The sequence below is a fragment of the Novilysobacter selenitireducens genome, assembly GCF_020026895.1.
GTDB classification, from domain to species: Bacteria; Pseudomonadota; Gammaproteobacteria; order Xanthomonadales; family Xanthomonadaceae; genus Lysobacter_C; species Lysobacter_C selenitireducens.
In genome coordinates, this window is sequence record NZ_JAINZW010000002.1 from 304,095 (window position 1) to 320,135 (window position 16,041).

Consider the following 16,041-nt stretch of genomic DNA (forward strand, 5'->3'; position numbering starts at 1 on the left):
GGCCGGCTGCAGGCCGTGGAGGGAGCTTGTATCGTCGTCGGTCGCGACGCGGGCGGTACCGCGGAGGCCTTGGGGATCCAACGATGACGAACGACCTGCGCGCTGCGCGCATCCATGCCGGCGCGGTGCTGGCGCTGTGCCTGCTGGCGCCTGCCGCAGCGTTCGCACAGGCGGCCCCGCCCGCGGACGCGGCGCTGCCGGCGGCGCTGTCGGACTTCGACGCGTACGTCGAAGGTGTACGCGAGACGTTCGAGGTGCCGGGCATTGCGGTCGCCGTGGTCAAGGATGGCGAGGTAGTGCTGGCGCGCGGCTACGGCGTGCGCGAGCTTGGACGCGATGCACCGGTCGAGCCGGAAACGCTGTTCGCCATCGCCTCGATTAGCAAGGGGTTTACCGCAACGGCGCTGTCGATCCTCGCCGACGAAGGCAAGCTGGACCTGGACGACCGCGTGATCGACCACCTGCCGTGGTTCCGCATGGCCGACCCGTACGTCACCTACGAGATGCGCATCCGCGACCTGCTGGCGCACCGCAGCGGGCTGGGGCTGGGCGCGGGAGACCTGCTGTACTGGCCGGGTACCGACTACACCACGCGCGAGGTCGCGCAGCGGCTGAAGGACGTGCCGCTGGACGGTGCGTTCCGCGGCAAGTACGCCTACGACAACATCCTCTACGGGGTGGCGCAGCTGGTGGTGGAGGAGGTCTCGGGCGTGCCGTTCGAAACATTCCTGCGCGCCCGCATCTTCGGGCCGCTCGGCATGGACGCGGTCCGGTTCAACAGCGATGCGCTGCGCCGCGGCGACAACGTCGCCACCGGCCATTCGCGCGCGGACTTCAAGGACCTGGTGCCGGCACCGCGCCTGAGCTGGGCCAATGTCTCCGGCGCCGGCGGCCTGTACGCCAACGTGCTGGACATGTCCAAGTGGATGCGCGTGCATCTGGCCGGCGGCGCGATCGAAGGCGAAAGTGAAGGCGAGGGCGACGGCGCCAGGCGGCTTGTCAGCGAAGAACGGCAGGCGGCGATGTGGTCGGTGGTCACGCCGATCCCGGTGTCCAAGCCGTCGGTACCGGAACTGGAGGCTGCGCGGCCGAACTTCCTTGGCTACGGCGAGGGCTGGCAGCTGTCGGACTATCGCGGCGAAAAGCTGGTGTGGCACACCGGCGGTTGGCCGGGGATGGTGTCGCGCATGACGCTGGTGCCGGAGGAGGGCCTGGGCGTGATCGTGCTGACCAATGCGGAACTGGGCGGCGCGTTCAATGCGGTGACCCTGCGCGTGCTGGATGCCTACCTGGATGCGCCGCAAACCGACTGGACTGCGGCATACGCGGCCGCGCTGGCGAAGTCCCAATCGGATTCCGACGAGGACTGGAAAAAGCACGTGGCGGCGCGCGATGCGTCGTCCAAGCCGTCGCTGCCGCTGGCCGACTACGCAGGCACGTACCGCGACCCCTGGTACGGCGACGTCGTGGTTGAACGTGGGCGCGACGGCCGCCTGCGGCTGCGTTTCACGCGCACCGGTGAGCTCGTCGGCACGATGGACCACTGGCAGCACGACACCTTCATCGTCCGCTGGGACCGGCGCTGGCTCAATGCGGACGCGTTCGTGAACTTCGCGCTCGACCCGGACGGCGAGGTCCGCGAGGTCCGGATGGAAGCGGTGTCGCCGCTGACGGATTTTAGTTTCGACTTCCACCACCTGCGCCTGGCGCCGGTGGAGGTGGAATCGGACGCGGGGTAGGCACTCGGGCCGCAGGGGGGCGGGCATCGCCGCCGCAAGCGAAACACTGTGTCCCGACGTCGCGCGCCGGTGGCCTTGCCCCGGTGGTGCCCCCATATCGGAGCGACCCCGACGAAAGGCCCGCACATGATTCCCGTCTCCGTCCTCGACCTTGCGCCCGTCACCGAAGGCAGCACCGTTTCGCAGGCGTTCGCCAACAGCCTGGACCTTGCGCGCCACGCCGAGCGTTCGGGCTATACGCGCTACTGGCTGGCCGAACACCACAACATGCCCGGTATCGCCAGCGCCGCGACTGCCGTGCTGATCGGCCACATCGCGGCCGGCACGTCGTCGATCCGGGTGGGCGCCGGCGGGATCATGCTGCCCAACCACTCGCCGCTGCAGGTCGCGGAGCAGTTCGGCACGCTGGCCAGCCTGCACCCGGGCCGCATCGACCTGGGCCTGGGGCGTGCGCCGGGCACTGACCAGCCGACGGCGCGGGCGTTGCGCCGCTACTTCGATGGCGCCGACAGCTTCCCGCAGGACGTGCAGGAGCTGCTGCGCTACTTCGCGCCGGCGCAACCGGGCCAGCCGGTGCAGGCGGTGCCGGGCGCGGGTGTCGACGTGCCGGTGTGGCTGCTGGGCTCCAGCCTGTTCAGCGCGCAGCTGGCGGCGCTGTTGGGGCTGCCGTTCGCGTTCGCCTCGCACTTCGCCCCGGACCAGATGGACGAGGCGCTGGCGGTGTACCGCTCGCAGTTCCGCCCCTCCGCGCGTTTGGCAGCGCCCTACGCGATGCTCGGCCTCAACGTGGTGGCGGCCGACAGTGGTGACGAGGCGCGGCGTCTGTTCACGACGCAGCAGCAGAGCTTCGTGCGCCTGCGACGCGGAACGCCGGGCCTGATCCCGCCGCCGATCGACGACATCGAGTCCTGGTGGACGCCGCAGGAAAAGGCGGGCGTCGAACGGGCGCTGGCCTGCGCGGTGGTCGGCGACCCGGAACAGGTCGCTGCAGGCATCAAGAAGTTTGTCGCGCGGCACAAGCCCGACGAACTGATGCTGACGGCCAACATCTTCGACCACGCCGCGCGGGTGTGGTCGTTCGAATTGGCGTACCAGGCGGCTGAGCGCGCCGGGCAGTAGCCCGCGCGGTCAGGGGCGTCAGTTCTTCGCCTTTACGTCCAGCAGCTCGACCTCGAACACCAGCGAACCGTTGGGCGGAATCACACCGCCTGCGCCCGCGCGTCCGTAGCCGAGCTCCGGCGGGATCTTCAGCACGCGTACGCCACCCACGCGCATGCCGGCCACGCCTTCGTCCCAACCGCGGATCACGCGCCCGGCGCCCAGCAGGAAGGTAAAAGGCTCATCGCGGTCGAGCGAGCTGTCGAACTTCGTCCCGCGCTGGCCCGGGGCATCCTGGTCGTAGTTCCACCCCGTGTAGTGCACGGTGACGTCCATCCCCGGCCGGGCCAGTTCGCCGGTGCCGACGCGCACGTCTTCGCGCTGGAGTTCCGCTACACGGCCACCGGGCGGCGGACCGGGGTCGCTGCAGGCGGCCAGGGCGGCCGTGAGGAAGACGAGGGCGACAAGGTTCAAGGCAGGGCGGCGCATGGGTATGGAACGCGGCGGGCAGGGCGCGCAGTATGCCCTCGTCTTCCCCTCGTCCCGTGGGCGGAACTGCCATGAGCTGGCTCGGAATCGTCATCGTCGTCGTCGCGGGCTACCTCACCATGAAGATCGCCGGCGGCGTGCTCAAGCTGCTGCTGGGCGTGCTGGTGCTGGTCGGCCTGTACATGGTGCTGGCGCCAATGCTCGGGTGGCCGTTCCCGTTTTCGTTCGCGTGAGTAACGCCGGGGTGGCGCAGTGCGGGTCGGGGCGCGGGGTTCACCCCGTTTTCCCGCCGCGCGCGGTTGGATAGGCGCCTCTCCCCCGTACGAAGGACCCCCACGTGAAAGACCGCGCCGAGGCTATCCGCCACCTTGCCGAGCTGATCAAGGACGTCGACATCGCCATGATGACCACCGTCGCCAAGGACGGGCGGCTGGTCAGCCGACCGCTGGGCACGCAGGACGTCGAGTTCGACGGCGACCTGTGGTTCGCGACCGAATGCGACAGCGGCAAGGTCGACGAGATCGCCGCCAACCCCAACGTCAACGTCGCCTATGCCTCCAAGGGCAAGAACACCTACGTGTCGGTCGCCGGGCGTGCGTCGATCGTGCGTGATCGCGCGAAGATCGAGGCGCTGTGGTCGCCGGCGATGAAGCTGTTCTTCCCGGGCGGCAAGGATGACCCCAACCTGTGCCTGATCCGGGTGGAGGTCGACAGCGCCGAATACTGGGACGGCCCCGGCACCATCATGGGCAAGGCGCTGTACTTCGCGTTGAGCGCGGTGACCAGCGACCCCGGGACGCTGTCGGACCACGAGCGCATCCGCCTGCGCTGACAGCCGTGATCGAGGACGGCGCCCAGGCGGGCGCCGTCGTCAGCCAACGCGGCTCAGCGCTCCCGCGTCCGAGCCATCGCCATCGCTGTCGCCTTCGTCCGGCGTGTGCCTGCCGTTGGATGCGCGAAGCTCGCCCAGCAACGCCTGCAGTGCACCGATGTCCACCGGCTTGCTGAAGTGGTGGCTGAAGCCGGCCTGCTGGGTGCGCTCCTTGTCCTGGAGCTGGCTCCAGCCGGTCACCGCCACCAGCGAGATGTCCTGGTTGGCCGGGTCGTCGTGCAGCTGCCGGGCGACTTCGTACCCGTCCATGCCGGGCATGCCGATGTCCAGCAGCACCGCGTCGGGCCTGCATCGGCGCACCGCCTCCAGTGCGGTGGGTCCATCGAAGCAGACCTCGTGCTCGATCTCCAGCATTTGCAGCACCATGCCCAGCGAACGGGCGGCATCGACGTTGTCGTCGACGACCAGCACGCGCAACGGGTGCTCTGCGCCCGGCGCATCGTCGGTCTGCGCGGGGTGGGAATCCGGATGTGGCGAATCGGCTGCCCCGGCGCGGGCGGTGGCCAGCGGCAGCCGCACGATGAATTCCGCGCCATGCCCGCGGCCATCGCTGTGGGCCGTCACCGTGCCGCCGTGCATTTCCACCAGGCTGCGGACCAGCGTCAGGCCGATGCCCAGGCCGTCCTGCGCGCGATGGGCTTCGCGGCGGCCCTGGGTGAACAGTTCGAACACGTGCGGGAGGACGTCGGGCTCGATGCCGATGCCGCGGTCGAGGACCGACACCACGACCTCATCGCCGTCGCGGCGCGCGCCGACCCGGATTTCGCCACCTTTGCGCGCGTACTTGGCCGCGTTGTTGAGTAGGTTGCCGAAGACCTGCGCCAGCCGCACCGGGTCGGCATCGACCGGCAGCGCCTCATCCGGAAGGTCCAGGTGCAGCGCGTGGCGGCCGGTGTCGATCAGCGGCCGGCTCAGGTCGATGGCGTTGCGCAGCACGTCGGCCAGTTCGACCATGTCGCGGCGCAGTTCGATGGTGCCGCGCGAAAGGCGGGAGACTTCCACCAGGTCGTCGACCAGCCGAACCATGTGGTCGACCTGCCGCTTCATCATGGCCCGCAGCGACGCGCGCTCCTGCTCGGGCACGGCAGACTCGCCGAGCAGGTGCAGCGCATTGCGGATGGGGGCCAGCGGGTTGCGCAGCTCGTGCGCCAGCATCGCCAGGAATTCATCCTTGCGCTGCGCCGACGCGGCGATCGCATCGCGCGCCTGTTCGAGTTCGTCCAGGTGGGTGAGCATCTGGTACTGGCGCTCGCGGGCGCGCAGCGCGGACTTCACCGTGCTGACGAGGGTCGAGATGCGCAGTGGTCGCTCCAGCAACGTGACGTTGCCCAGCCGCGCCATGGCGTCGGCCACCTGCACCGAGTCGGCGCCGTCACGGGCGACGACGAGCACCGGCAGGTCGGACCAGCGCGGTTGGATTTCGATCGCGCGCACCAGCACCGACTGCGCGCCTTGCAGCAGCGCTTCCTCGGCGACCAGCACGGCCGCGGCGCCGCGATCGATCTCGCGCGCCAGGTCCGCATGCTGGCGGCAGATGTACGTGTCGATCCCGTGCCTGGCCAGTACATCCGAGGTGAGCTCGGTGTCGCGCTGCGTGGGCAGCAGCATCACTACGCGTCGGGCGATGGTCGGATCCATGCAGGGCAATCAACCTTTACGCAGCGGATCCAGCGGCTCCCCCAACTCGTGGGGCACGCCGGTCAGGACGCCACGCAGGTTGCTCAGCGGCTCGCCGACCTGCAGCCCGTCGGCGCCGATCTCCAGGCGGCGAATGGTGCGCTCGTGCTGGCCGGTGCGCTTCTTGAGCACCGAAAGGGCCTGTCGGACTTCACCGCGGACCTCGTAGTAGCGCAGCAGCACGACGCTGTCGGCGAGATAGCTGACATCCAACGTGGTCTGCATCTGTCCGATCAGCCCTGCCTGGGCATTGACCAGGATCGTGATCACCCCGAGCTGGCCAAGGTAGGCCAGCAGTTCGTGCAGCTGCACGATCATGAAGCGCTCTTCCGGCATCGCGTTGAGGTAGCCGTTGAGGCTGTCGATCACCACCACGCGCGCGTCTTCCTTCTCAACCGCTGCCCGGATCAGGCTGGCGAACTCGCCCGGCGACAGTTCAGCCGGATCGACCGGCTGGATCGTCAGTACGCCGCTTTCCAAGTCCTTCTCGATGTCGTAGCCGATGCCCGTGGAGCGGGTCACCACGGACTGCGTGCTTTCGTCGAAGGTGAACATCGCGCAGCGCTCGCCGCGCCCGACGGCGGCCTTGACGACCTGCGTGGCCAGAGTCGACTTGCCCGTGCCGGCGGCACCCACCAGGAGCGTGCTGGTGCCGCGGTCCAACCCGCCGCCCAGCAGCGCATCGAGTTCCGGCAGGCCGGTGGATGCCCGCACCTGGTCCACCTCGCGGCGGAACTCCGCGGCCACCATGCGCGGGAATACACGAAGCCCGCCGGTCTGGATTTCGTAGTCATGGAAGCCGCCGCGGAACTTGCGCCCGCGGAACTTTGTTACGCGCAAGCGACGGCGGTCGGCGCCGAAATCCGGGTTCAGCTGGTCCAGCGACACCGCGCCGTGTACCAGCGTGTGCACGTGCAGCCCGTGTTCGGACACCGCGCTGTCGTCCAGCAGCAGCACCGTGCAGCCGCGTCCGGCGAAGTACTGCTTCAGCGCCAGCACCTGGCGCCGGTAGCGCAGTGCGGACCCGGCCAGCAGGCGCAACTCGGCGAGTGAGTCGAAGACCAGGCGCTGCGGGTTGAGGCGCTCGACCTCTTCCAGCATGCGCTTGGTGGTGTCGCCCAGTTCGACCTCGGACGGATGGAACATCGTGTACTGCGCATCCGGGTCCAACCGGTCCTGTGGCGGCGACAGCTCATGGATGTGCAGGCCATCGAGATCCCAGCCGTGTGAGGCGGCCACCTCGCGCAGCTCCTCCTCGGTTTCCGACAGCGAGACATACAACGCCTTCTCGCCGCGCTTGATGCCCTCCAGCAGGAACTGCATCGCCAGGGTGGTCTTGCCCGAGCCGGGCACGCCCTCGATCAGGTAGAGGCGGTCAGGCGTGAAGCCGCCGACCAGCACATCGTCGAGCCCGGGGATGCCGGAACTTACGGAGGGTCGGGAAACAGGGGTGTCGTTCATGGGCGTCCGCTGGAGGAGGCGCACAGGGACAACCCGAGCACCGGAAACTGGAGATCACAACATATTTGCCTGAGTAGCGTGAAGACGCGCAGACACGTACATGAACAAGGCACGTCGCAGGGCGCCTAGACCGCCTGGCCGGCCGCGTGTCCCGACGCCCACGCCCACTGGAAGTTGTAGCCACCGAGCCACCCGGTGACGTCCAGCACCTCACCGATGAAGTGCAGGCGCGGGACGCGGCGCGACTCCATCGTCGAGGACGAGACCTCGGCGGTATCGACGCCACCGAGCGTCACTTCCGCGGTGCGATAGCCCTCGGTCCCGCTGGCCACCAGCGGCCATGCCGACAGCACCTGTGTCGCCTCGCGCAACTGCGCCGGCGTGTACTGCTTCATCGGCCGGCTGGGCAGCCACACCTCGCACAGGCGCTGGGCGAACCGGCGGGGCAGGGTGTCGGACAGCACAGTGCGCAGCTCCGCCGCCGGGCGTTCGGCCTGCCATTGCTTCAGCAGTTCGAATGCGTCCCGTCCCGGCAACAGGTCGAGGGTCAGCGTATCGCCGGGCTGCCAGTACGAGGAGATCTGCAGGATCGCCGGGCCGCTGACGCCGCGGTGGGTGACCAGCATGGAGTTGCTGAAGGCCATGCCGTTGCAACGTGCGGTCACCGGCATCGCGACGCCGCTGAGGCCGTCCATGCGCTCCTGGTGCTTGCCGCTCAACGTCAGCGGGACCAGCCCGGCGCGCGTCGGCAGGACGTCGTGCCCGAACTGGCGCGCCAGCTCGTAGCCGAACCCGGTCGCGCCCATGGCGGGAATGGACAGGCCACCGGTGGCAACGACGAGCCTTTCGCCGCGGAATGCGCCTTGTGAAGTGGCGAGTGCGAACGTGCCGTCGTCCTCCACTGTCACGCGCTCGATGGCGCAGTGCGTGCGCACCTGGGCACCCGCCGCCGCGCATTCGTCCATCAGCATCTTCACGATCAGCTTGGACGACACGTCGCAGAACAGCTGGCCCAGCTCCTTCTCGTGGTAGGCGATGCGGTGGCGCTCCACCATCTCGATGAAGTGCCACGGCGTGTAGCGCGCCAGGGCCGACTTGCAGAAGTGCGGGTTGGCCGAAATGAAATTCTCGGGCGTGGTGCCGGTGTTGGTGAAATTGCAGCGCCCGCCGCCGGACATCAGGATCTTCTTGCCGACCTTGTTCGCGTGGTCCAGCACGATGACGTGCCGGCCGCGCGCGGCGGCCGTGATGGCGCACATCAGGCCGGCAGCGCCCGCTCCGACCACCAGGACGTCGGCGTGCGTGGCGGGTGTCGCCTGCACCGTCAGGCGGCGGCCATGCGCACGCCCGGACGCAGGGCCACGCTGCCGCGGTCGCCCATCAACTGCAGCTCGCCGTCCTGGATCAGGGCGTTCAGGCGCATGCCGCGCTCGCCGATGGCGGCCAGCTGGTCGACCACCTCGGGCGGCACGTCGATGATGGTGACGTTCTTCAGCCGGGTCAGCGAGTTGGCGATCTTGTCCCACCAGATGTCGGCCGCACGGCCGCCGTAGTTCACGACGACCACCTGCCGGGCGCGTGCCGACGCCTTCTTGATGCGGGTCTCGTCGGGCTGGCCCAGGTCGATCCACAGATCGATTTCGCCCGTGTAGTCGCGGCGCCAGAGCGAGGGCTCGTCTTCGTCGCTCAAGCCACGGCCGAACTCCAGGCGGTCGTCGGCGTAGAGCGCGAACGCGATCAGCCGCACCATCAGGCGCTCGTCGGTCTCCGACGGGTGCTGGGCGAGGGTGAGGTTGTGGGTGGCGTAGTAGTGCCGGTCCATGTCGCTGACCTGCAGTTCGGCCTTCACTACGGTGGAATTCTGTGCCATGGCCGATGCTGGTGCCGACGCGGTGGGGGCGCCATTCTAGGCGCATGCGCCCGACGCCGCTTCCGCCTTCATCCGACGACGCCTGCCGCGTGCATGCGGACGACGTCCCGGCCAGTCGCCTGCAGCTTCCCGCCGGTGCGTTCGACACGCTTCTGGACGGGCTGTGCGCACGCTTTCCGAATGTGCCACGGCCGGTGTGGCTGGACCGGTTCGCACGCGGCCGTGTCCAGGATGTCCACGGGGCACCGCTGGATGCGGCCATGGCCTACCGCGTGGGGCAGGAAGTGCGCTACTTCCGCGAGGTGGACGACGAGCCCACCGTGCCGTTCGAAGAACGCATCCTGCATGCCGATGCGCACCTGGTGGTCGCCGACAAGCCGCACTTCCTGCCCGTCACCCCGGCCGGGGGCCATGTCAGGGAAACATTGCTGGCGCGCCTGGTCCGGCGGCTCGGCAACCCGGACCTGGTGCCGCTTCACCGCATCGACCGCGACACGGCCGGGCTGGTGATGTTCTCGGCGTGTGTCGATACGCGCGAGCGCTACCAGTCGCTGTTCCCCCGGCGGCGGATCGTCAAGGTCTATGAAGCGGTCGCGCCGCCGATCGGGGGCCTGGCGATGCCGCATGTCCATCGGTCACGGATGGGACGCGGTGAACCCTTCTTCCGCATGCGCGAAGTGGCCGGCGTCGCCAACAGCGAGACGCGTATCGATGTCATCGAGCGCGGGGCCGCCCACTGGCGCTACCGGCTGGAGCCGGTGACCGGACGCAAGCACCAGCTGCGGGTGCACATGGCCGCCCTCGGCGCGCCGATCGCGGGCGACCGTACGTATCCAGACATCGTCCCGCGCGAGGCGGGCGATTTCAGCGCGCCGCTGCAACTGCTGGCGAGGTCGCTGTCGTTTGTGGATCCCCTGACCGGCAACGCGCGGATGTTCGAAAGCCAGCGGTCGCTGGCGACGATCACGCCGGACGGCGAGCCATCCCCAGCCCTGTAGGAGCGACGTCAGTCGCGACCAAGAGTCATCGAGGCCGCGAATCGCGACTCGCGACTCACGTCGCTCCTACGAAGGATGTCGCCCAGTCGGCGTTGGATGCCAAGGGCTGCGCAGTCGAAAAGTCAGGTGCCAGGCGTCAGCCGTCGCTGTCCTGACCTGCTTTCCGCACATGACGGCCGTTCTTGAGACGGCCCAGGATGGCCACGCTGAGTACATTGATCAGCGCCAGCGCGACCGCAAGCCCCCACAGCCCGAAACCGACGGCCGCACCGATGGCGCCGACGACCCAGATGCTTGCTGCGGCCGCGGTCCCCGAAACATGGCTGTCGTGCTTGAGGATGGCCCCGCCACCGACGAACCCGATGCCGGTCATCAATCCCTGGAGTATCCGCGCCATGGCGTCCGGCGACCCGCTCCCGATGAACGCGTTGCCGATGAGCACGAACGCGCAGGCGCCGACGGCCACGACTGGAAACGTCCGCAGCCCCATCGTGTCGCCGTGCGCCTCGCGATGCCAACCAATGGGCAGGGCCAGCAACAATGCGCCCACCAGCCGCAGGTAGGGCGTGGCTGTCGCCATGACGCCGTCCGGGCTCAGCAGGGCGCTCACCGATGGAGCCTTAGCGCGGCGGACGCGGCTTGAACGGCTTGCGCGGGCCGCCGTGCGACGGCTTGCCTCCCGGCCGCGGACCGCCCGGACGACGACCCGGGGCCGGTCGTCCCGAACGGCCACCCGCCAGGTCCTCGGCACCGGCGGGACGCAGGCGCAGCGACTGCCCGGCCACGTAGACCCGCTTGAGGTGCTCCATCACTTCGCGCGGCATGCCCTCGGGCAGGTCGACCAGGCTGTACTCGTCGCGGATGTCGATGCGGCCGATGTAGCGGCTCTCCAGCTCGGCCTCGTTGGCGATGGCGCCGACGATGTTGCCCGGCTGCACGCCGTGCGCGTGGCCGACCTCGATGCGGAAGGTTTCCATGCCGACGTCGGGCGCGTGGCCCGCAGCCGGTTGGCGGCGCGGCGCCGGCGCATCGTCGCCGAACAGCATCTCGCCCTTGTTGCCGAGGGCGGCCGGCGGCGTGGTGCTGCGGTCGTCAAGGCGTGGGGGATGCCGGTCGCTGCGCTCGTGGCGTTCATGGCGCGGTGCCGGAGGCGCGTTGCGGTCGTGCCGCTCGGCGCGCTCGAACGGCTTGCGCTCGGCGCGGGCAGGCTGCGGCAACAGCAGCGGCTGGTCGCCCTGCACCAGCTTGGCCAGGGCGGCGGCGACTTCGATCGCGGGGACGTTCTTCTCGCGCTCGTAGCGCTCGACCAGCTCGCGGAACATCGCCAGGTCGCTGGCTTCCAGCGCCTCGCCGATGCGGCCGAGGAACTTCGAGACGCGCTGCTCGTTGACCGTTTCGATGGTGGGCAGCTCCATCGGCTCGATCGGCTGGCGCGTGGCGCGCTCGATCGCGCGCAGCATGCCGCGCTCGCGCGGAGTCACGAACAGGATCGCCTCGCCCTTGCGGCCCGCGCGGCCGGTGCGGCCGATCCGGTGCACGTAGCTTTCCGTGTCGTAGGGGATGTCGTAATTCAGTACGTGGCTGATGCGCTCAACGTCCAGGCCGCGTGCGGCCACGTCGGTGGCCACGAGCACGTCGATCTTGCCGTCCTTGAGGTTCTGGATGGTCTTCTCGCGCTGCGCCTGCTGCACGTCGCCGTTGATCGCCGCCGCCGCGATGCCGCGCGCCGCCAGCTTGTCGGCCAGTTCCTCGGTGCCCAGCTTGGTCCGCGCGAACACGATCATCGCGTCGAACGGCTCGGCCTCCAGGATGCGCGTGATGGCATCGAGTTTGTGCATGCCGCTGACCGACCAGTAGCGCTGGCGGATGTTGGCCGCGGTGCTGGTCTTGTTCTTGATCGCGACCTCGACCGGATCCTTCAGGTAGGTCTGGGCGATGCGCTTGATCGGCGCCGGCATCGTCGCCGAGAACAGCGCGACCTGGCGGGTCTCCGGCGTCTTCTTGAGCACGGCCTCGACATCGTCGATGAAGCCCATGCGCAGCATCTCGTCGGCTTCGTCCAACACCAGGCAGCGCAACTGCGACAGATCCAGCGAGCCGCGCTCGAGGTGGTCGATCACGCGGCCGGGGGTGCCCACGATCACCTGCACGCCGCGCTTGAGCGCCTGCAGCTGCGGGTAGTAGCTCTGGCCGCCGTAGATCGGCAGTACGTGGAAGCGCGGCAGGAAGTGCGCGTACTTCTGGAACGCTTCGGCCACCTGGATCGCCAGTTCGCGGGTGGGCGCAAGCACCAGCACCTGCGGCGCGGCCTGCGCCGGATCGATGCGGGCCAGTGCCGGCAGCGCGAAGGCGGCGGTCTTGCCGGTGCCGGTCTGCGCCTGGCCCAGCACGTCGCGGCCGGCCAGCAGCGGCGGGATGGTGGCCGCCTGGATGGGCGAGGGCGACTCGTAGCCGACCTCGGCCAGGGCGCGCATCAGGGGCTCGGGCAGTGCGAGGTCGGTGAACTTGACCGACGCGGTGTCGGCGGTGGACTCGGTGGAAGCGGGCGTCTCGGCGCTCATCGCAGGTCTCGGCAGCGCCGGCAGGGCCGGTCGGGGGGACCGCGTAGTGTAGCGGGTGGACTGTTGCGGATGTGATGCGGGGCTCTTTTGGTAGCGGCTCTCGCCGCAAACCCGGCAGCCATCAGTCCCGCCTTCGCGAAAGCGACGATCCTACGAAGCGCCGCGATCGTTGGCGGAGGCGCGTTACCTCAATGTCGGAGCGAAGCCACCCAGCGGTCCAATTGCGCCGCGAATGCCTGCCGGTCGCGCGCATGCAGCGGTGGCGGGCCGCCGGTCTGCACGCCCGCGCCGCGGAGCTCCTCCATGAAGTCGCGCATGGAGAGCCGCTCGGCCATGGTGTCGGGGGTGTAGCGTTCGCCGCGCGGGTTCAGGGCGATGCCGCCCTTTTCCAGCACGCGGGCGGCCAAGGGGATGTCCTGGGTGACGACCAGGTCGCCGGGCGATACCTGGTCGACGATCGCGGTGTCGGCGACATCGAAGCCGCCGGGCACCTGCATGGCGCGGATCCAGGGCGAGGGCGGCGTGCGCAGCCACTGGTTGGCGACCAGCGTCAGCGGGATGCGGGCGCGTTCGGCGGCCCGGAACAGGATGTCGCGGATAACGGCCGGGCACGCATCGGCGTCGACCCACATGCGCGGCCCCGCGGGCGCGTCGCTCATCGGCGGGACGCTGCCAAGCGCGCTCAGTCGGAGCGCTGGCCGGTCGCGGGCGGCGCGTTGTCGGGCGCGTCGGACGGAGAGTCCGGGCGCGAGTCACGCTTGCGCGCGAGTTTCTCTTCCTTCTTCTTCTTCTTGGCGATTTCGCGCTGGCGCTTTTCGAACGAGTAATTGGGCTTTGCCATCAAGCATTCCTGGGTGAACGGGGTGCCAGTCTAGGCCATGCGGGCCCGCGATGCTGGCCGACACGCGGCAGGCAGCGGGCACGGCCGTTTACGATGTCGGTCCATTCGACCGGCGTGTTCATGATGATCAAGGTCCACCACCTGGAGCAGTCCCGGTCCCAGCGCGTGCTGTGGCTGCTGGAAGAACTCGGCCAGCCGTATGAACTGGTCAGGTACGCGCGCGATGAACGAACCCTGCTGGCACCCGCAGCGCTGCGTGCCGTGCATCCGCTGGGCAAGTCGCCGGTCCTGGAGGACGACGGTCGCGTCGTGGCCGAATCCGGCGCGATCATTGAATACCTGCTTGAGGGGCATGATGCCGGCGGCACGCTGTCGCCCGCTCGCGACGATGAGGAAGAGCGCCTGCGCTACCGCTACTGGCTGCATTACGCGGAAGGCTCGGCGATGCCACCGATGGTGATGGCGCTGGTGTTCGCCCGCATCCGCAAGGCGCCCATGCCGTTCTTCGCCCGGCCTATTGCGCGGCGCATTGCCGACGGCGCCATGAAGGGCTTCGTCGGCCCGCAGATCGCTGCCCACCTGGCGCACATGGAGGCGGCACTGGCGGAACGGCCGTGGTTTGCGGGCGACCGCATGACCGCCGCCGACATCCAGATGAGCTTCCCGGTGGAAGCGGGGCTGTCGCGCGGCAAGGCGGACTGCCCGAACCTGCGTGGGTTCCTGGAGCGCATCCATGCGCGGCCGGCATACCAGCGTGCGATCGAGCGCGGCGGCCCGGTGCTGGTGAAAGGCTGAGGCGGCCAGCGATGCAGCTGACATTCGACAACCGGTTCATCCGTGAGCTCCCGGGCGACCCGGAGCCGCGCAATTTCATCCGGCAGGTTGAAGGCGCGGCGTGGTCCAAGGTGTCGCCCACGCCCGTCCGTGCGCCGCGGTTGCTCGCCCATTCGAAGGAGATGGCGGATCGGCTGGGCTTCAGCGCCGACGAGGTGGCGTCGGACGCCTTCGCCGAGGTGTTCGCCGGCAACCGATTGCTACCCGGCATGGAGCCGTTCGCCAGCAACTACGGAGGCCACCAGTTCGGCCACTGGGCCGGGCAACTGGGCGATGGCCGCGCCATCAGCCTGGGCGAAGCGGTCAACGCCGAAGGCGAGCGCTGGGAGCTGCAGCTCAAGGGAGCGGGGCAGACGCCGTACTCGCGCGGCGCCGACGGGCGGGCCGTGCTGCGTTCGTCGATACGGGAATTCCTGTGCAGCGAGGCCATGCACCACCTCGGTGTCCCCACCACGCGTGCGCTGAGCCTGGTCGGCACGGGCGAAACGGTGGAACGCGACATGTTCTACGACGGCCATCCGCAGATGGAGCCGGGTGCCGTCGTCTGCCGGGTGGCGCCGTCGTTCATCCGCTTCGGCACCTTCGAACTGCCCGCGTCGCGTGGCGACACCGCGCTGCTGCGATCGCTGGTCGACTTCACCATCGACCGCGACTTCCCGCATCTGCGCGACATGCCGGCGGGCGAGGCGCGCGACGCCTCGTGGTTCGGCGAGGTCTGCGAGCGCACCGCGCGGCTGATGGCGGAGTGGATGCGCGTGGGCTTCGTGCACGGGGTAATGAACACCGACAACCTGTCGATCCTGGGCCTGACCATCGACTACGGCCCGTACGGCTGGATTGACAACTACGACCCCGACTGGACGCCCAACACCACCGATGCCCAGCGTCGCCGCTACCGATTCGGCCAGCAGCCGCAGGTGGCGTACTGGAACCTGGGCCGGCTGGCCGGCGCGCTCTCGCCGCTGTTCGGCGGCGTGGAGCCGCTGCAGGAGGGGCTCCAGCGGTTCGTGGAGGCGTATACGTTCGCCGAGCGCGACGCGATCGCCCGCAAGCTGGGCCTGGCGGAATGCCGCGACGGCGACGTCGCACTGATGGAGACGCTGCGCAGCCTGCTGGCGCGGGCCGAAGTCGACATGACGCTGTTCTTCCGCGGCTTGATGGACGTCGACCCGGTGTCGCCCGACCTCGCACCGATGGCGCCGGCGTTCTACGACCCCGAAAAGCGCGACGCGGATGCCGGCGCCTGCGCAGCATGGCTGGCGCAGCTCGCGGCGCGCTGGGCCGACGACCCGCTGGGCGTGGACGAACGGCGCGAGCGCATGCGCCTGGCCAACCCGCGCTATGTGCTGCGCAATTACCTGGCGCAGCAGGCGATCGACCGCGCGCATGAAGGCGACCTCGCGGGCGTGCATGAACTGCTGGACGTCATGCGTCGCCCCTATGACGACCAGCCCGGTCGCGAGGCCTATGCGGCACGCCGTCCGGACTGGGCGCGCCAGAAGGCGGGGTGCTCGATGCTGTCGTGCAGTTCCTAGGCGGAGTCCGGGCAGCGCGCTGCGGCCCCTACACGGGCCGCGGGGC

16 protein-coding genes are annotated in these 16,041 nt (G+C 69.3%); 7 read left to right on the forward strand and 9 right to left on the reverse strand.

Annotated elements, in window-relative coordinates:
- Positions 1-83 precede the first annotated feature (83 nt).
- Positions 84-1,739 carry a serine hydrolase gene (locus K6753_RS05230; RefSeq protein WP_223675124.1) on the forward strand — a complete coding sequence of 552 codons (1,656 nt, stop codon included), beginning with the start codon at positions 84-86 and terminating at the stop codon, positions 1,737-1,739.
- Positions 1,740-1,865: 126 nt separating this feature from the next.
- On the forward strand, positions 1,866-2,858 hold the full coding sequence (locus tag K6753_RS05235) for an LLM class flavin-dependent oxidoreductase (protein ID WP_223675125.1): 993 nt from the start codon (positions 1,866-1,868) through the stop codon (positions 2,856-2,858).
- Between the two features lie 18 nt (positions 2,859-2,876).
- Here K6753_RS05235 and K6753_RS05240 read toward each other — a convergent pair whose 3' ends face one another.
- Positions 2,877-3,311: an FKBP-type peptidyl-prolyl cis-trans isomerase gene (locus tag K6753_RS05240; protein WP_425492068.1), complete on the reverse strand. Its 435-nt coding sequence runs from the start codon at positions 3,309-3,311 to the stop codon at positions 2,877-2,879.
- Positions 3,312-3,397: 86 nt separating this feature from the next.
- On the opposite strand from K6753_RS05240, the gene K6753_RS05245 reads away from it, so the two are divergent.
- Together K6753_RS05245 and K6753_RS05250 are read left to right on the forward strand one after the other, a co-directional pair.
- Positions 3,398-3,559 (forward strand): hypothetical protein, encoded by a 162-nt coding sequence (locus K6753_RS05245; protein ID WP_223675127.1) that lies wholly within the window; start codon positions 3,398-3,400, stop codon positions 3,557-3,559.
- A 104-nt stretch (positions 3,560-3,663) separates the two neighbouring features.
- On the forward strand, positions 3,664-4,158 hold the full coding sequence (locus K6753_RS05250) for a pyridoxamine 5'-phosphate oxidase family protein (RefSeq protein ID WP_223675128.1): 495 nt from the start codon (positions 3,664-3,666) through the stop codon (positions 4,156-4,158).
- Positions 4,159-4,197: 39 nt separating this feature from the next.
- Here K6753_RS05250 and K6753_RS05255 read toward each other — a convergent pair whose 3' ends face one another.
- The 4 genes from K6753_RS05255 to K6753_RS05270 form a co-directional block, all read right to left on the reverse strand.
- Positions 4,198-5,856: a hybrid sensor histidine kinase/response regulator gene (locus tag K6753_RS05255; RefSeq protein ID WP_223675130.1), complete on the reverse strand. Its 1,659-nt coding sequence runs from the start codon at positions 5,854-5,856 to the stop codon at positions 4,198-4,200.
- Positions 5,857-5,865: 9 nt separating this feature from the next.
- The gene (locus tag K6753_RS05260; RefSeq protein ID WP_223675131.1) at positions 5,866-7,356 is read right to left on the reverse strand and encodes an ATPase domain-containing protein; all 1,491 of its coding nucleotides are present in this window, start codon (positions 7,354-7,356) and stop codon (positions 5,866-5,868) included.
- 125 nt (positions 7,357-7,481) lie between these two features.
- A complete protein-coding gene (locus K6753_RS05265; protein ID WP_223675132.1) occupies positions 7,482-8,678 on the reverse strand; it encodes a BaiN/RdsA family NAD(P)/FAD-dependent oxidoreductase in 1,197 nt (398 codons plus the stop codon).
- Positions 8,679-8,680: 2 nt separating this feature from the next.
- Positions 8,681-9,226, reverse strand: coding sequence for a YaeQ family protein (locus tag K6753_RS05270; protein ID WP_223675133.1), 546 nt, complete (start codon positions 9,224-9,226; stop codon positions 8,681-8,683).
- 89 nt (positions 9,227-9,315) lie between these two features.
- Here K6753_RS05270 and K6753_RS05275 point away from each other — a divergent pair, with 89 nt between their 5' ends.
- Positions 9,316-10,224, forward strand: a complete 909-nt coding sequence (locus tag K6753_RS05275) for a pseudouridine synthase (RefSeq protein ID WP_223675134.1) — start codon at positions 9,316-9,318, stop codon at positions 10,222-10,224.
- A gap of 136 nt (positions 10,225-10,360) precedes the next feature.
- On the opposite strand, the gene K6753_RS05280 is transcribed toward K6753_RS05275, so the two are convergent.
- The 4 genes from K6753_RS05280 to K6753_RS05295 form a co-directional block, all read right to left on the reverse strand.
- On the reverse strand, positions 10,361-10,834 hold the full coding sequence (locus tag K6753_RS05280) for an MgtC/SapB family protein (RefSeq protein WP_223675136.1): 474 nt from the start codon (positions 10,832-10,834) through the stop codon (positions 10,361-10,363).
- A gap of 10 nt (positions 10,835-10,844) precedes the next feature.
- A complete protein-coding gene (locus tag K6753_RS05285) occupies positions 10,845-12,785 on the reverse strand; it encodes a DEAD/DEAH box helicase (RefSeq protein WP_223675138.1) in 1,941 nt (646 codons plus the stop codon).
- A 188-nt stretch (positions 12,786-12,973) separates the two neighbouring features.
- Positions 12,974-13,444 carry a YaiI/YqxD family protein gene (locus K6753_RS05290; protein ID WP_223675139.1) on the reverse strand — a complete coding sequence of 157 codons (471 nt, stop codon included), beginning with the start codon at positions 13,442-13,444 and terminating at the stop codon, positions 12,974-12,976.
- A 23-nt stretch (positions 13,445-13,467) separates the two neighbouring features.
- Entirely contained in the window at positions 13,468-13,626 is a 159-nt protein-coding gene (locus K6753_RS05295; protein ID WP_223675140.1) for a hypothetical protein, read from the reverse strand.
- 123 nt (positions 13,627-13,749) lie between these two features.
- Here K6753_RS05295 and K6753_RS05300 point away from each other — a divergent pair, with 123 nt between their 5' ends.
- The gene (locus K6753_RS05300) at positions 13,750-14,421 is read left to right on the forward strand and encodes a glutathione S-transferase (protein WP_223675718.1); all 672 of its coding nucleotides are present in this window, start codon (positions 13,750-13,752) and stop codon (positions 14,419-14,421) included.
- An 11-nt stretch (positions 14,422-14,432) separates the two neighbouring features.
- On the forward strand, positions 14,433-15,995 hold the full coding sequence (locus K6753_RS05305; protein ID WP_223675141.1) for a protein adenylyltransferase SelO: 1,563 nt from the start codon (positions 14,433-14,435) through the stop codon (positions 15,993-15,995).
- Positions 15,996-16,041: the final 46 nt, after the last annotated feature.

Excerpts from the sequence above, each read along its gene's own strand:
- K6753_RS05230 (WP_223675124.1), top strand. The coding sequence starts at position 84 with ATGACGAACGACCTGCGCGCTGCGCGCATCCATGCCGGCGCGGTGCTG.
- K6753_RS05235 (WP_223675125.1), top strand. The coding sequence starts at position 1,866 with ATGATTCCCGTCTCCGTCCTCGACCTTGCGCCCGTCACCGAAGGCAGC.
- K6753_RS05245 (WP_223675127.1), top strand. The coding sequence starts at position 3,398 with ATGAGCTGGCTCGGAATCGTCATCGTCGTCGTCGCGGGCTACCTCACC.
- K6753_RS05255 (WP_223675130.1), bottom strand. The coding sequence starts at position 5,856 with ATGGATCCGACCATCGCCCGACGCGTAGTGATGCTGCTGCCCACGCAG.
- K6753_RS05260 (WP_223675131.1), bottom strand. The coding sequence starts at position 7,356 with ATGAACGACACCCCTGTTTCCCGACCCTCCGTAAGTTCCGGCATCCCC.
- K6753_RS05270 (WP_223675133.1), bottom strand. The coding sequence starts at position 9,226 with ATGGCACAGAATTCCACCGTAGTGAAGGCCGAACTGCAGGTCAGCGAC.
- K6753_RS05285 (WP_223675138.1), bottom strand. The coding sequence starts at position 12,785 with ATGAGCGCCGAGACGCCCGCTTCCACCGAGTCCACCGCCGACACCGCG.
- K6753_RS05290 (WP_223675139.1), bottom strand. The coding sequence starts at position 13,444 with ATGAGCGACGCGCCCGCGGGGCCGCGCATGTGGGTCGACGCCGATGCG.
- K6753_RS05295 (WP_223675140.1), bottom strand. The coding sequence starts at position 13,626 with ATGGCAAAGCCCAATTACTCGTTCGAAAAGCGCCAGCGCGAAATCGCC.
- K6753_RS05300 (WP_223675718.1), top strand. The coding sequence starts at position 13,750 with ATGATCAAGGTCCACCACCTGGAGCAGTCCCGGTCCCAGCGCGTGCTG.
- K6753_RS05305 (WP_223675141.1), top strand. The coding sequence starts at position 14,433 with ATGCAGCTGACATTCGACAACCGGTTCATCCGTGAGCTCCCGGGCGAC.